Source organism: Streptomyces sp. NPDC006923 (assembly GCF_040635655.1).
Taxonomy (GTDB): domain Bacteria; phylum Actinomycetota; class Actinomycetes; order Streptomycetales; family Streptomycetaceae; genus Streptomyces.
The window spans coordinates 315,776-331,021 of sequence record NZ_JBEYIF010000003.1 but is presented as its reverse complement, the minus strand read 5'-3'; the positions used below and the strand labels follow the sequence as shown (position 1 = coordinate 331,021).

The following is a 15,246-nucleotide window of genomic DNA, read 5'->3' as shown; positions in this document are numbered from 1 at the left end:
CACACCGAAACGAGGAGCGAGGTATGTCGAAGATCGAGGAATCCGTCGAGGTCGCGGTCCCCGTTACCACTGCCTACAACCAGTGGACGCAGTTCGAGGAATTCCCGCAGTTCATGGACGGTGTCGAGCGTATCGAGCAGCGCACATCCACCCTGACCCACTGGGTCACCAGGGTCGACGGCGTGAGCAGGGAGTTCGACGCGGAGATCACCGAACAGCTCCCCGACGAGCGCGTCGCCTGGACCACCGTGGCCGGCGATGTCCACCAGGCCGGGGTCGTCACCTTCCACCGGCTGGACGACGTACACACCAAGATCATGCTGCAGCTCGACCACGACCCGAAGGGTGTGGCCGACACCGTGGGCGACAAGCTCGGCTTTGTGCGCCGCCAGGCCAAGGGCGACCTCGAACGCTTCAAGAAGTTCATCGAGGCCCGTGGCAGTGAGACCGGCGCCTGGCGCGGCCAGGCCTGAGCCGCGCGGGCGTGCGCGGGAGAGCAGCCGCGTACGTGTGACTCCGGCAACGCGCCCGGTGCCCGGCGCTTCCCGTCCAGGGAGGCCGACGGGCGCCGGGCGCGCCTCGTGCGGCGGAGGATCCGGCCGCCTTACGGGGGAAGTTGGCCGGGACCGGGGCCCCCAGCCGGATGGAACAGCGGCCACACAGGTGTCAAGCCGGGCCCGGCAAGGAAGTCGAGGTACGTCAGCGAAACGTGACGGAAGGGACGGAACGGGCCGGGAGACCCGTAGCCTGTAGCGGTCGACCGGGCCACCCGGCCTTGTGGGAGACCGGCAGGTACACCGCTGAACGGCTGACGCGAGGACGCGCTCCGCCGCCGTTCAGGCGCGGCTCCGCCTCTCACCACTCCCCATCGGCCCCACGGCAGCGGGACCGGCGGCGTCCGGGGAGCCGCACCGCCGGACCGTACGGCCCGGCCGACCCCGCGAGGAGAGGAGAACCGATGCGCCCGACCGGGCTGGAGGAGCTCGCGTCCACCGGACGCCGGGCCGACGCGCACCCCGGCCCGGAGCCGTCTCCGTCCGGCCCGGAAGGCGTCGGCCGGACGCTCCTGGCACCGGTCTCGTCACCGGCGGGCGGGGGGCCGCACGCCCGCGGTCCCGAGGCCGTCGGCAGTCCCGAGACCGTCGACGCGGATGTCCCCGCCGCCGTGGGACGCGTACTCGGCCAGGTGCTGGACGAGGCGCTCGCGGAATCCCGCGCGGCCGACCCGGCGTTCGCCCTCGACCTCGCCGAGCGTCTCGCGCTCTTCACCCTCCAGGGCGGCAAGCGCATGCGGTCCCAGTTCCTGTGGTGGGGGCTGCGGGCCTGCGCGCCCGGGATGGACGCGGCGGACGCGTACCCCGCTCTCCGGCTGGCGGCCGGGCTCGAACTGATCCAGACCTGCGCCCTGGTGCACGACGACGTGATGGACGGCTCCCTTGTCCGGCGCGGCAGACCCGCCGTGCACGCCGCGCTGACCGAGCAGTACGGCGACTTCCCCGAATCCGACGCCGAGCACTTCGGCAAGGCGGCGGCCGTCCTGGTCGGCGACCTCGCGCTGGCGTGGGCGGACGATGTCGTCGCCGACACCGAGTTTCCCGCGGCGGGCCGCCGTCAGGTGCGCGCGATCTGGCGGGCCATGCGGACCGAGATGGTCGCGGGCCAGTACCTCGATCTGCGCGGTCAGGTGACCCGGTCACGCTCGACCTCACAAGCCCTGCGGACCGCCTGTCTCAAGACCGCGCTCTACTCCGTGGAGCGCCCGCTGGCGCTGGGCGCCGCCCTGGCCGGCGCCGACGACCGCACCACCCGGGCGCTCCGTTCCGCGGGCCGCTGCGCCGGGATCGCCTTCCAGCTCCGTGACGACCTTCTCGGCGTGTTCGGCGCCCCGCGCCACACCGGTAAGCCGTCCGGGGAGGACATCCGCGAGGGCAAACTCACCTATCTGGTGAGCCTGGCGCGGGCACGTGCCGACTCGAACGACGACCGCGCCTCGCTGGCCGTCCTGGAGAACGCCCTCGGTGATGCCTCCCTCTCCGAGGAGGGCCTGGACCGGGTACGGCACGTACTCGCGGCGACCGGCGCGCGAGCGGTGGTGGAGAACAAGATCGACCGGCTGGTGACGCGCGCCACCCGGCATCTCGCCGCCGCCTCGGTCGAACCCGTCGCGGAACGACGGCTGCACGGGCTGCTGAGCGCGGTCGCCGGGGATCAGGCGGCCATCGGGCAGGGCCCGGGGACGGCGCCGGACGACGGCCGGGGGGCCCTCCTGAAGGACGGACCACTCCGATGAGGACGCCGAGCACGATGAAAACACTCAAGGGCCGCACCGATCATGTCGTGGTGGTCGGCGCCGGGCTCGCGGGACTCTCCGCCACCCTGCATCTGCTCGGCGCGGGACGCCGGGTCACCGTCGTCGAGCGGGACGCGGGTCCCGGCGGCCGGGCCGGCCGCACCGTGCGCAACGGCTACCACTTGGACACCGGGCCGACCGTCCTGACCATGCCGGACCTGGCCGAGGAGGCGTTCGCCGCCGTCGGTGACACACTCCGGGGCCGCGTCGAGCTCTTACCGCTGCACCCCGCCTACCGGGCCCGGTTCGCGGACGGCTCCGCGATCGACGTGCACACGGGCGCGGCGGCGATGGAGGCGGAGGTCGAACGGCTGGCCGGCGGACGTGAGGCACTCGGCTACCGGCGGCTGCGTGCCTGGCTCGAAGAGCTGTACCGGGTCCAGATGCGCCGCTTCATCGACGCGAACTTCGACTCCCCGCTCCAGCTCCTCCATCCCGATCTGGCCCGCCTCGCGGCGCTCGGCGGTTTCGGCCGCCTCGACGCCCGGATCGGCCGGTTCGTCTCCGACGAACGGCTGCGCCGGGTGTTCTCGTTCCAGGCCCTGTACGCGGGGGTGCCGCCCGCCCGCGCCCTCGCCGCGTACGCCGTCATCGCCTATATGGACACGGTCGCCGGGGTGTTCTTCCCCCGGGGCGGGATGTACGCGCTGCCGCGGGCCATGGCGGACGCGGCGGCCGACGCCGGGGCCACTTTCCATTACGGCCACGACGTGGTGCGGCTGGAGCGGTCCGGCGAGCGGATCACCGCCGTCGTCACCGACCGGGAACGCCTCCCCTGCGACGCGGTGGTGCTCACGCCGGATCTGCCGGTCGCCTACCGGCTGCTCGGACACCGGCCGCGCCGCCCGCTGCGGCTGCGTCACTCGCCGTCCGCCGTGATCCTGCACGCGGGCACCGACCGCACCTGGCCAGGACTGGGCCACCACACCATCTCGTTCGGCTCCGCCTGGAAGTCCACCTTCCGCGAGCTGACCCGTACCGGACGGCTGATGACCGACCCCTCGCTGCTCATCACCCGGCCCACGGCCACCGATCCCTCTCTCGCACCTCCCGGCCGCCACCTGCACTATGTCCTGGCGCCCTGCCCGAACACCGACATCGGCCCCGGCCCCCGGGACTGGCGGGCACTCGGGCCCCGCTACCGCGACAGCCTGCTCAGCGAACTCGAACGCCGGGGCCTCGCCGGGATCGGCGCCGCGATCGAGGAGGAGTGTCTTGTCACACCGGCGGACTGGACGGCCCGGGGACACGCCGCCGGTACGCCGTTCTCCGCCGCCCACACCTTTCCGCAGACCGGTCCGTTCCGCCCCCGGAACCTGGTGCGCGGCACCGAGAACGCGGTACTCGCGGGATGCGGTACCACTCCGGGCGTCGGGGTGCCGACCGTACTGATCTCCGGGAAACTCGCGGCGGCCCGTGTCACCGGCCTCCGGACACCGCGCGCCGCGCCGGCCCGCACCGCACCGGAAGGCACCCCGGCATGACCGAACGCGAACTCGACGCGGCGGGCATCACCGAGCCCGCCCTGCGCACCGCCTACGCCCACTGCCGCCGGCTCAACGCCCGGCACGGCAAGACGTACTTCCTCGCCACCCGGCTGCTGCCGGTGGAACGGCGGCCGGCCGTGCACGCCCTGTACGGCTTCGCCCGGTGGGCCGACGACATCGTCGACGACCTGGACGGCGGCGCGACCACGGCAGAACGGAGCGACGCGCTCGGCGCGTTGCAGCGGCGGCTGGACACGGGGCTGCGGCTCGGTGACAGCACGGAACCGGTGGTGCGGGCGCTGGCCCACACGGCGGCCGTCTATGCCATCGACCACCGGCACTTCGCCGACTTCATGACCGCCATGCGCAGCGACCTGGAGGTGACGGACTATCCGACCTACGAGGATCTGCGCCGTTACATGCACGGATCCGCGGCCGTGATCGGCCTTCAGATGCTGCCGGTGCTGGGCACCGTGGGGCCCCGGGAGGAAGCGGCTCCGCACGCGGCGGCCCTCGGGGTCGCGTTCCAGCTCACCAACTTCCTGCGGGACGTGGGCGAGGACCTCGACCGGGGCCGGGTCTATCTGCCGGCCGATCTGATCGCGGCGTACGGAGTCGACCGGGAACTGCTCCGGTGGAGCAGGGCCACGGGGGCCCGCGATCCGCGTATCGTCGCCGCGCTGCGCGCCGCCGCCGACCTCACCCGGGGCGTCTACCGCGAGGCACTGCCCGGTGTGGCCATACTGGATCCGCTGTCCCGGCCGTGCGTCCGTACCGCGTTCGTGCTGTACGGCGGCATCCTGCGGGCCGTCGAGGACGACGGATACTCCGTGCTGCACCGCCGCGCCGTGGTGCGGCGGCGGCGACGGGCGGCGGTCGCGCTCGACGGCCTCGCCCGGGTGGCGGCGGCCCGGATCCGCGCGGCGTGTACGACGGCGGCCCGGCCCGCACCGGCGCCCTCGGATCGGCCGCTCGTACGGCAGGCGACGCGATGACCGGCCGGGGCGGGAGGCGGCTGCTGCGGCTGCTGCGGCTGCGGCAGGGGGCCGTGCCCTGGGAGCGCCAGCGTCCCACCTGGCGCGAGGCCAGGCCGGCGCTCATCGACGAGGCCCTGAAGCACGCCCTGGCCCGACCTTCCGGCAACTGGTACGTGATCGGCTCGGCACGGGACATCACGAACCGTCGGCCGTTCGGCCGCACCGTCGCCGGAGTGGAAGTGGTGGCCTGGCGGGACAGTGCGGGCCGGGTGCTGGCCGGTCCCGGCGCCTGTCCGCACCTCGGCGCGCCGCTCAAGGACAGCAGGGTGCGCTGCGGCACCCTCGTCTGCCACTGGCACGGACTGGCCCTGCGGGGTGGTCCGTTCGCCGGCTGGGAGCCGTTCCCGGCCCACGACGACGGGGTCCTGGTGTGGGTGCGCCTGGACCGGGCGGGCGGCGAGGACCCGCTGGAGCGGCCGGTCGTACCGGCCCGGCCGCGTCCGGCCGGAGCCGTGGAGTCCGTCTACACGGGCACGGGCGTCTGCGAACCGGAGGATGTGGTCGCCAATCGCCTCGATCCCTGGCACGGCGCGTGGTTCCACCCGTACTCCTTCGTCGATCTCGCTGTGGTGAGCACTCCCGGGGACGGCGGCGAGGACGGTTTCGCCGTGGACGTGTCCTTCAAGGTGGCGGGCCGGCTGGTGGTGCCGGTCAGGGCCGTCTTCACGGCGCCGGAACCCCGTACGGTCGTCATGCGGATCACGGAGGGCGAGGGGGCCGGTTCGGTGGTGGAGACGCACGCGACCCCGCTCGGTCCCGACGCCGGAGGCAGGCCGCGCACCGCCGTCACCGAGGCGGTCGTCGCCTCTTCCGCACGTCCGGGATTCGCCGTCGCGCGGGCCACCGCGCCGCTGCTGCGGCCGCTGATGCGCGCCGCGGCGGGACGCCTCTGGCGGGACGATCTCGCCTACGCGGAGCGCCGTTGGGAACTGCGCGCCACCGGCCGCCTCCCCGGCTGAGCCGGCCGCGACGGCAACCGGCCGCAAGCGACTGCCACCGGCTGCGGTCGTCGGATCACCGGCCCTGGGAGCGGCGCGCCGCCAGCCGCGCCAGACCCCGCAGTGCGGCCGAGCGGCCTTCGCCGGGAACCGTCCACAGTGTCTGGCCGCGTACGCCCCAGCGCTCCAGCAGGGCGTTGGCCGCGAGGAACCCCGTTGTCGCGGCACGCTCCATCAGGGCCACGGGCAGCTCCGTACGCACCAGGTCACCGGCCACCATCAGGGCCGGGTCCGGGGTACGCACCGTGGGCCGGCCGGCGAATCCCCCCACCGGGAAGAGCGGGCAGTCGGAGCGCCACTCGTGCCGGGCGTCGACGATCCGCGCGTCTCGGGTCTCCGGATAGACCCGCCGCAACTGGGCGACCAGCCGCTCCTGTACGGTGTCGCGGCCGACGGCCGGTCCGACGGCGTAGGCATGCAGTTCCACCACCGAGCCGCCGGTGCCGCGCGCCCAGCGGGCCGCCTCCCCCTCCCAGCGCTCCAGCACACTGACATTGTCGAGCGGCGCGAAGCCGCTGGTCCCGAGGAATCCCGGCCGGTCCGCGGCGACCGGCCGGTCCAGCCACAGCCGGGACACCAGGAAAGGCGGCGCGGTACGCAGCCGGCCGATCCGGGCCCGCCACCGCTCGTCCCCCAGCCGCGGCGAGGCCGCGACCACACGCCGCAGTCCTTCGGTGTCCAGCGCCAGCACCACGCCGTCATGGTGACGCCTCGTCCGGTCCCCGGCGGCGACGGTCAGGCCGCCGCCGTTCGCGGGCTCGACACCCTCCACCGGTGTGACGGTGCGCAGTTCGGCGCCGTGGCGCTCCAGGCGGCGGGCCAGCGGTTCCCACAGGGCCTGCGGGAACGGCTCGTCCGGCACATCGAAGAGCAGGCCCTCGCTGGAGCCGAGGAAGTAGATGTGGAACATCATCACGAGTTCGGCGGCGGAGAGTTCACAAGGGTCGGCGAAGAAGCTGCGCGAGAACACCTCGAACGCCAGATGGAGGGCCGCCTCGGGAAAGCGGATCTCCGCCAGGAAGTCCCGGGCGCTGCGTCCGTCGAGCGCCTCGTACACCTCCGGTACGCGGACGTCGAGCAGCGGGAGCGCGGCAGCCGGGTTCATTCTCAGCAGGTCCCGCCAGCCGAAGGCGGGGCTCAGCGCGACAAACCCGAGGGCGCTCCACGGCGGCGTGCGCGGCACCCGCGCGAAGCTGTCGTACAGCCCACTGCTGTGCCGCAGCGGGTAGTCGGGCAGTCCGGTGAGCATGCCCAGCCCCGGATCCACCCGGCGCAGCAGGCTCCGCAGGTTGTAGTACTGCCGGAAGAAGGCGTGGAAGCCCCGGCTCATGGTCGCCGACGAGCCGTCGGCGAGCTGTACGGGCCACCCGGCCAACCGTCCGCCGAGGGTGGGTTCACGTTCGTAGAGGGTGACCCGGACACCGCGTTCCGCCAGCGCGGTGGCGGCGGCGAGGCCCGCGATGCCGCCGCCGATCACTCCCACGTCGGGCGGGGGTCCGACGACACGGGGGCGGCCGCCCGGTGGTTCCACCCGGCGCGCCCGCCGGTCCCGGCCTCGCGCCGGTGCGCCTCCGTTCCGCCCGTGGCGGTCGGACGCCTCGGCCCGTTCTTCGACGCGTGGCAAGGTCATCTGCTCTGTCCTTCCTGGTCGGACGGCGCGGGACGGGCCTGGATCCGTCACCGGGCGGCGGGGCGGCGGCGCAGGCGGGGCAGTTCGGCGACGGTGCGCAGCATGGGCATCACAGGGGTGCGCAGGCCGATCAGGAGGTCCTCCGCCATCCGGGAGCGGCCGTCGAGAAAGCGCAGCAGCCGCTGTGTCGGTACGTCGCGGAACAGTCCGGTGAAGAACTCCGCTCCGTCGATCCGGCCGCTGTCCAGGGCCCGGAGCAGTACGGCGTCCATGGCCCGGGAGCGTGCCCGGTGCGGGGGCGGCGGCCTGGGCGGGCGGCCCGCCAGAAGGTCGGCCGCCAGGGCCCGGGTCTGCCGCTGCACGGCGGCGAATGTGTAGCCGGTGGCCGGACGGGTCGCGCCGCCGGCCACGCCGACGCGGAACACCGAACGGCCGGCGCGGCGCGGGAAGCGCGCGTCCGTCATCGGGATGACGCCCTGTTCGCACGCCGTGATCCGCGGTTCGCCCAGGCCCAGGACGTCCCTGGTGTAGTGGCGCAGCGCCCGGTCGTATCCGGCGCTGTCGAGGACCTCACGGGAGAATTCCGTGTATTCGACGAGCGCTTCGTGCGGGCTCAGCGGCAGGACATAGCCGAAGGAGAGTCCGTGCGCGGGCTGGGTGGTGCGGAAATCCATCAGGTCCGCCACGGACGGGTCGAACGCCGGGTGGCTGGTGCGTACGAACCAGCCCCTGAAGTGCTGCAGCAGCGTCGTGCGGGCCGGTGGGAGGCGAGCGGGCGGCCGGGAGTCGAAGGCCCAGCGTGCCCGCAGAACCGTACGGCGGCCCGCCGTGTCGCGCCCGGACACCTCGGCGCCGCCGGGCACATCGTGTACGGACTCCACCACGGCCTCGACCCGGTGGCAGCCGCCCGGCCCGGCCAGCCGCTCGCCGACGAGCCGCTCGAAGGCGTCCGACCGGAGCATCTTGTACCGCAGCGGCGCCGGGTGTCCGACGGTCGCGGTCCCGTCGCGTCCCCGCACGCGCAGAGAGGGCCAGGAGGCGGCGAGCACGGAGTCGTACTCGCCGTCGGCCCCTTCCCAGTAGCACCAGGTGCGCCGGGGCGGCCTCAGCGGGCCGCGAGGCGCGTCGACAAGGATCACCGAGGGCCGGCGGCCGGGGTGCGAGGGGTCGCAGAGCCGGTGGGCGAGCGACAGTCCGGCGGCGCCGGCACCCACGATGACGATGTCCGCGTCCGGCACCGTGTCTCCTTCCCCGCGCCGTGCTGGGGGTGTTTCGAAAGTTCTGGCAGGCGACACCCTCCGGGCGGACTGCGCCACGCGCGCGTCGCGACCCTGCCGATCCTCGCCCAGCTCCCCCGCTCACGCCGGCGCGCGACACGCGCCCCGACAGCAGCGGCGAAAACCGGGCCGCTCCGGTCTCCGGCCGCCGTCACGGCGGCGCTCCAAGATCACATCGCCGGATTCCGAAAAATACCCCTTTGAGCGCTATGTGTAACGTAAAGAGAGGGAGACGCGGCCCCGGCCCCGGGCCGCCACTCGCCCGGCCCACCGGGACAGAGCTCCTCAAGCGGTGGGGTCTTACGGGTCCATGGCCAACGTCCGGCCGGGCGAGCCGGTGCGGACGCCCCGGGGCCCCCGCGACACAGTTGGCGCGGCGCCGCCGTGGCAGCGGAACGGACACTCATGAGCAACGGATCCACCGGTCCCGAGGGCCGGCGCCCGGACTCGTTCGGCGACTTCCTCGCCCGCTTCCTGAGCAGCGACGCGGAGCCCTCCGGCGGGGCGCGGCCCGTGCCGCAGCAGGCGGACATCGCCCGTCTGATGAGCGAGGCCGCCCGCGAGATGATCGCCGCCGCGGCCTCGTACGCCGCCAACCACGGAAGCGCGGAACTCGGCACCGAGCACCTGCTGCGGGCGGCCCTCGCGGCCGAACCGACGCGCGGTCTGGTGGAGCGGGCCGGCGCGGACCCGGACGCGCTGGCGGCCGACATCGACCGCAGCGTCGGTACGGGACCGCTGCAGAAGGCCGTCGCGGTCACCCCGGCGGTCAAGCGTGCCCTGCTGGGCGCCCATGAACTCGCCCGGGCCGCCGGCTCCTCGTACATCGGCCCCGAGCATGTCCTCGGAGCGCTCGCGGCCAACCCCGACTCGGCCGCCGGGCGCATCCTGAACGTGATGCGCTTCGAACATCCCGCGGCCCCGTGGGGCGCCGGGGGATCGCAGGTCACCGGGACCGAGCCGGGAGCCGCACCGCCGCACGACACCCCGACCCTCGACAAGTACAGCCGCGACCTGACCGGTCTCGCCCGGGCCGGCCGTATCGACCCGGTCATCGGCCGCGAGGAACAGATCGAGCAGACGATCGAGGTGCTCTCACGGCGGGGCAAGAACAACCCCGTGCTGCTCGGCGACGCGGGGGTCGGGAAAACCGCCATCGTCGAAGGGCTCGCCCAGCGCATCGCCGCGGCAGAAGTGCCGGACGCGCTGCTCGGCCGCCGTGTCGTCGCCCTGGATCTGGCGGGCGTCGTCGCCGGCACCCGCTATCGCGGCGATTTCGAGGAGCGGCTGAACAGCATCATCGAGGAGATACGCACCCACTCCGACACCCTCGTCGTCTTCATCGACGAGCTGCACACCGTGGTCGGCGCCGGCGGAAGCGGCGGCTCCGAGGGCGGCGGCTCGCTTGAGGCGAGCAATATGCTCAAGCCCGCGCTGGCCCGTGGCGAGCTGCATGTCATCGGGGCCACCACGCTGGAGGAATTCCGGCGCACCATCGAGAAGGACGCCGCGCTGGCCCGCCGCTTCCAGCCCATCCTCGTCCCGGAGCCCGCTCCCGCGGACGCGGTGCTGATCCTGCGGGGGCTGCGGGACCGTTACGAAGCCCACCACCAGGTCCGCTATACGAACGAGGCCCTCCTCGCCGCCGTCGAACTGTCGGACCGCTATGTCTCCGACCGTTTCCTGCCCGACAAGGCGATCGATCTGATCGACCAGGCCGGGGCCCGCGTCCGGCTGCGCTCGGGAACGAAGACCACCGACATACGGGAGCTGGAGCGCGAGGCCGAACAGCTCGCCAGGGACAAGGACCAGGCCGTCGCCTCTGAGCGGTACGAGCGGGCCACCGAGCTGCGGGACCGGATCAGTGAACTGAGCAGGCGGATCGGGGCCGAGGACGGTGACCGGCCGGGCGACGGCAGGATCATCGAGGTCACCGCCGAGGACATCGCCGAAGTGGTGTCACGGCAGACCGGCATACCGGTCAGCAGCCTGACCGAGGAGGAGAAGAGCAGGCTGCTGGGCCTGGAGACCCGTCTCCACGGCCGCGTCGTCGGACAGGACGACGCCGTGACGGCCGTCGCGGAGGCGGTCCTGCGCTCCCGGGCCGGTCTCGCCGACCCGAGCCGGCCGATCGGCAGCTTCCTCTTCCTCGGGCCGACCGGTGTGGGCAAGACGGAACTGGCGCGGGCACTCGCCGAGGCGCTGTTCGGCAGCGAGGACCGCATGGTGCGTCTCGACATGAGCGAGTACCAGGAGCGGCACACCGTCAGCCGGCTGGTCGGCGCGCCGCCCGGATACGTCGGTCACGAGGGGGCGGGCCAGCTCACGGAGGCGGTGCGCCGCCACCCGTACTCGCTGCTGCTGCTCGACGAGGTGGAGAAGGCGCACCCCGACGTCTTCAACCTGCTCCTCCAGGTGCTCGACGACGGGCATCTGACGGACTCCCAGGGCCGCCGGGTCGATTTCAAGAACACCGTGGTCGTGATGACGAGCAATCTGGGTTCCGACGCGCTCAGCGGGGGCCGTGGCGTTCTGGGCTTCGCTTCCGGCGAGGCCGGGACCGGGTCCGGGTCCGGCTCCGCCGCCGGGGAGCGGGCGCTGGGCGCACTGCGCGAACATTTCCGTCCGGAGTTCCTGAACCGCCTCGACGAGGTCGTCGTCTTCCGGCGGCTCACCGGGGACGAGCTTCGGCAGATCACCGAGCTGCTCCTCGACGCGACCCGCCGCCGGCTGCACGCCCAGGACGTCGCCATCGAGTTCGCGCCGGAGGCCGTCGACTGGCTCACCCAGCGCGGGCACCGGCCGGAGTACGGCGCCAGACCGCTGCGGCGCACCATTCAGCGCGAGGTCGACAACCCGCTCTCCCGGCTGCTGCTGGACGGCGCGCTGTCCGCCGGTGACCGGGTACGGGTGGAAGCGGCGGACGGCGCGCTCACGTTCCGTACCCGGCGGGCGACGGAGACGACCCGATGGGACGGCGCCTGAGTGGTGTCCCGCCGGACCGGGGTGGTGTTTGCGGGGGCGCGGGGTGCGAAGGCCGCCGGAGGCGCCAGGGACCGGGCCGGGTGTGCCCTGCCGCGCCGGGGCTCCGCCGCGGTGTGAGTTCCGCGCGCTCCCCCCGGTACGGCGCGAAACCGCAGCCCCCGCGTTTGTGGCCCCTGAGCAGGGGCACGCGGCAGGCACTCGTTCACCGCCGGTACGGGGCCCTCGCGCCCGTTCCGCCCGACCGGCGTGACCGGTCACCATTCACGGGAGAAAAGGTTGACTGCAGAAGCGACTCACCGCGCCGGCACTCCGCGCCCGGCGGACACCGTGAGCCCGCTGGATCCGACCGCGCTGTGCCGGTCCGTCGCGGCGCGCTTCACGGCATGGGCCGACGACGAGGCGCCGAAGGTCCCGCTGCCCGGTGCCGGCCGTACACGGGAACGGTTCCACGCGCTGTCCCGTCTGGGCCGGGAGGACCTGTCCCTGGCCCGCCTGGGCGAGGGACACCTCGACGCGACGGCGATCCTGCACGAGCTGAACGGCCCCCGGCCCGAGCCCGGCGAGCGCTGGGGCGTGTGGGCCGCGCAGCCGCCGGGGCCCGGACTCACCGCGGAGCGGGACGGCGACGGCTGGCGGCTGGGCGGCGTCAAACCGTACTGCTCCGGAGCCCATGTCTGCACCCACGCGCTGGTCACCGCGGACACCCCCGAGGGACGGCGCCTGTTCGCCGTCCGCCTGGCCGAGCCGGGTGTGAGACCGGTGCCGGGCACCTGGCAGGCGGTCGGAATGGCCGGCAGCGACACCCCGGATGTCACCTTCTCCGCCGTACCGGCCGAACCGGTCGGCGGGGCCGGCGACTACCTCGACCGCCCCGGGTTCCAGCACGGCGGCGTAGGTGTGGCCGCGTGCTGGCTCGGAGGCGCGCACGCCGTGGCGGACGCCCTCGTCGTCTCGGCGCGGGAGCGCGTCCCCGGCGACCGGGTCGCGGCGCACCTCGGCGCCGTGGACATGCTGCTCAGCACGGCGGAAACGGTGCTGGAACGTGCGGCGGCCGACATCGACGCCGACCCGCTGGACGCGCTGGGCGGGGCCGGGGTACGCGGCCTGAGGGTGCGCGCCCTGGTCGAGAAGGTCTGTACGGAAGTGCTCGGCCATGTCGGGCGCGCCCTGGGCGCGGGTCCGCTGTGCCACGACGCCCGGCACGCGCGCGCCGTGGCCGATCTGACCGTCTACATCCGTCAGCACCACGCCGAGGCCGATCTGGCCGCACTCGGCCGGCAGGTCGCCGGCCACCGGGAGGCCCAATGACCGGCGTCCGGCAGGCCGCGGCCGCCGCCATCGACGCGCCGGGCACTCCGGAGGCGCTGTGGGCGTCCTGGGACGGGCTGGCGCTCCTGCCGCACACCGACCCGCCCACCGGCCCCGTGGTCGTCGTGGCCGCGCACCCGGACGACGAGGTGCTCGGTTTTGGCGGCACCATGGCGGCCCTGGCGGCGGCGGGCACCGAGGTGCATCTTCTGTCGGTCACCGACGGCGAGGGCTCCCACCCGCGCAGCGCTCGTGTCACCGCCGCGCGGCTCGCGGAGGTCCGCGCGGCGGAACTGCGCACAGCGCTCTCCGACCTCGGCCTGCCCGCGCTGGAGCCCCGGCGTCTGCGCGTCCCGGACACCCAGGTGCACCGCCACGAGGCACGGGTGGGGGACGCCGTCGCCGGACTGCTGCGAGAGGTGGGCGGCGCCCACTGCGTCGCGCCCTGGACCGGCGACCTGCACAGCGATCACGAGGCCGCGGGCCGGGCCGCCGCGGCGGCCTGCCGGGAGGCGGACACACCCCTGTGGCTCTACCCCGTCTGGATGTGGCACTGGGCGAAGCCGGCCGACCCCCGGGTGCCCTGGCCGGAGGCCGCCCGCCTGCCCGTACCGGACGAGGCCGCCGCGCGGAAACGCCGTGCCGTCGGCCGTTTCACGAGTCAGACCACGCCTCTGGGGGACGGCGAGGAGAACGCCGCGATCCTCCCGCCGGAGGAACTCGCCCATCACACCAGGTCCTTCGAGGTGGTCTTCCGATGAGCACGCCGGCCACCTACTTCGCGGCCATGTACGACGGCTCGCCCGATCCCTGGGATCTCGCGGGGCGCTGGTACGAGGAACGCAAGTACGCCCTCACCCTCGCCGCCCTGCCCCGCCGTCGTTATCACCGCGCCTTCGAACCGGGCTGTTCCGTGGGGGTCCTGACCGCCCGGCTCGCGGACCGGTGTGACCGTCTCCTGGCCACCGACCGGGTTCCCTCGGCGGTGCGGACGGCGTCGGAGCGCCTGCGCGGCCGGCCGCATGTCGAGATACGCGAGCTCACCGTCCCCGCCGAGTGGCCGCGGGGCGAGTTCGACCTGATCGTCCTGTCCGAGCTCCTCTACTACTTCAGTGACGACACCCTGCGGCAACTGCTCACCCGCGCCGTGGAGAGCCTTGAGCCCGGGGGCACCCTCGTCACCGTGCACTGGGACCATCCCGTCCCCGAACACCGGCTCACCGGCTCGGAGCTGGCCCCGCTGCTCCTCTCGACTCCCGGCCTCGACCTGGTCACCGACCACCGCGACCCGGACTTCACTCTCCACACGTTCACCAAGCGGCACACCGACGGAAGCGCGGCGCTCTCCCCGGCGGCCGAAGAGGGGCTGGTGTGATCTCCGCACCGACCGCGTGCGCCGTTGTCATCCCGGCGCACAACGAGGCCGGTCAGCTCCCGGCCACCCTGCGAAGCGTGCACGCGGCCGCCCGGCATCCGGCGCTGGCCGGTATGTCCCTGGTGACCGTGGTCGCGGCCGACGACTGCACGGACAACACCGCGGCGGTCGCACGGCGCCTGGGCGCACATGTCGTCGAGACATCGGGCCGCAACGTGGGAGCCGCCCGCGCCGCCGCCGCCGAGCGGGCCCTCAGCCTCCTCGGGCCGGGCGCCGACCGGATCTGGATCGCCTCCACCGACGCCGACACACTCGTGCCCCGGCGGTGGCTGGCCCACCAGATGCGGCATGCCCGGCGCGGCTGGGAGTGTGTGGTGGGCACCGTACGGATCGCGCCCCATCCCCTGCTCAGCCCGGTGACCGCCGAACGGCACGACGCCCACTACTTCGCGGGACGGCCCGCCTCCGCCGCGACCTGGTCGCATCCGCATGTGCACGGCGCCAACCTCGGCGTGGCCGCGGTGCCCTATCTCGACGCGGGCGGTTTCCCCGCGCTCAGGCACAGCGAGGACCGCGCCCTGGTCGCCGCTCTGGAACGGGACAACCGCCGGATCGTACGCACCGATCTGTGCCCCGTCCTCACCTCGGGCCGGAGCGACTTCAGGGCCCCTCACGGACTGGGCGCCTTCCTGCGCCTGGTTGCCCGGGAGGGCGATCTCCTTCCTGCACCCGTCGAGTGATGTGCGTAACATTGCTGCTGTATGTCCAGGAATGACGCGTGTGAACGGAACAGGAGGCC

General features: G+C 73.8%; 12 protein-coding genes. 10 read left to right on the top strand and 2 right to left on the bottom strand.

Annotation, left to right across the window (positions count from 1 at the left end):
* The first annotated feature begins 23 nt into the window (after positions 1-23).
* The 5 genes from ABZ707_RS07420 (at position 24) to ABZ707_RS07400 (ending at position 5,833) form a co-directional block, all read left to right on the top strand.
* Entirely contained in the window at positions 24-473 is a 450-nt protein-coding gene (locus ABZ707_RS07420; protein WP_360169252.1) for an SRPBCC family protein, read from the top strand.
* A 485-nt stretch (positions 474-958) separates the two neighbouring features.
* Positions 959-2,290 carry a polyprenyl synthetase family protein gene (locus tag ABZ707_RS07415; RefSeq protein ID WP_360169249.1) on the top strand — a complete coding sequence of 444 codons (1,332 nt, stop codon included), beginning with the start codon at positions 959-961 and terminating at the stop codon, positions 2,288-2,290.
* 14 nt (positions 2,291-2,304) lie between these two features.
* Positions 2,305-3,834, top strand: a complete 1,530-nt coding sequence (crtI, locus tag ABZ707_RS07410; protein WP_360169246.1) for a phytoene desaturase family protein — start codon at positions 2,305-2,307, stop codon at positions 3,832-3,834.
* A complete protein-coding gene (locus ABZ707_RS07405; RefSeq protein ID WP_360169243.1) occupies positions 3,831-4,832 on the top strand; it encodes a phytoene/squalene synthase family protein in 1,002 nt (333 codons plus the stop codon). Before crtI ends, ABZ707_RS07405 begins: the two co-directional genes overlap by 4 nt.
* Positions 4,829-5,833, top strand: coding sequence for a DUF5914 domain-containing protein (locus ABZ707_RS07400; protein WP_360169240.1), 1,005 nt, complete (start codon positions 4,829-4,831; stop codon positions 5,831-5,833). Before ABZ707_RS07405 ends, ABZ707_RS07400 begins: the two co-directional genes overlap by 4 nt.
* Positions 5,834-5,888: 55 nt before the next feature.
* Here ABZ707_RS07400 and ABZ707_RS07395 read toward each other — a convergent pair whose 3' ends face one another.
* Positions 5,889-7,502, bottom strand: a complete 1,614-nt coding sequence (locus ABZ707_RS07395) for an FAD-dependent oxidoreductase (protein ID WP_360169237.1) — start codon at positions 7,500-7,502, stop codon at positions 5,889-5,891.
* Between the two features lie 47 nt (positions 7,503-7,549).
* On the bottom strand, positions 7,550-8,740 hold the full coding sequence (locus ABZ707_RS07390; protein ID WP_360169234.1) for a lycopene cyclase family protein: 1,191 nt from the start codon (positions 8,738-8,740) through the stop codon (positions 7,550-7,552).
* Between the two features lie 444 nt (positions 8,741-9,184).
* Here ABZ707_RS07390 and ABZ707_RS07385 point away from each other — a divergent pair, with 444 nt between their 5' ends.
* From ABZ707_RS07385 to ABZ707_RS07365, 5 genes are all read left to right on the top strand, one after another.
* The gene (locus tag ABZ707_RS07385) at positions 9,185-11,764 is read left to right on the top strand and encodes an ATP-dependent Clp protease ATP-binding subunit (RefSeq protein ID WP_360169231.1); all 2,580 of its coding nucleotides are present in this window, start codon (positions 9,185-9,187) and stop codon (positions 11,762-11,764) included.
* Positions 11,765-12,115: 351 nt separating this feature from the next.
* A complete protein-coding gene (locus ABZ707_RS07380; protein WP_360169898.1) occupies positions 12,116-13,072 on the top strand; it encodes an acyl-CoA dehydrogenase family protein in 957 nt (318 codons plus the stop codon).
* Positions 13,069-13,833, top strand: a complete 765-nt coding sequence (locus tag ABZ707_RS07375; protein WP_360169228.1) for a PIG-L family deacetylase — start codon at positions 13,069-13,071, stop codon at positions 13,831-13,833. Before ABZ707_RS07380 ends, ABZ707_RS07375 begins: the two co-directional genes overlap by 4 nt.
* Positions 13,830-14,447, top strand: a complete 618-nt coding sequence (locus ABZ707_RS07370) for an SAM-dependent methyltransferase (RefSeq protein ID WP_360169225.1) — start codon at positions 13,830-13,832, stop codon at positions 14,445-14,447. Before ABZ707_RS07375 ends, ABZ707_RS07370 begins: the two co-directional genes overlap by 4 nt.
* The gene (locus ABZ707_RS07365; protein ID WP_360169222.1) at positions 14,444-15,187 is read left to right on the top strand and encodes a glycosyltransferase family 2 protein; all 744 of its coding nucleotides are present in this window, start codon (positions 14,444-14,446) and stop codon (positions 15,185-15,187) included. The genes ABZ707_RS07370 and ABZ707_RS07365 overlap by 4 nt, the downstream gene beginning before the upstream one ends.
* Positions 15,188-15,246: the final 59 nt, after the last annotated feature.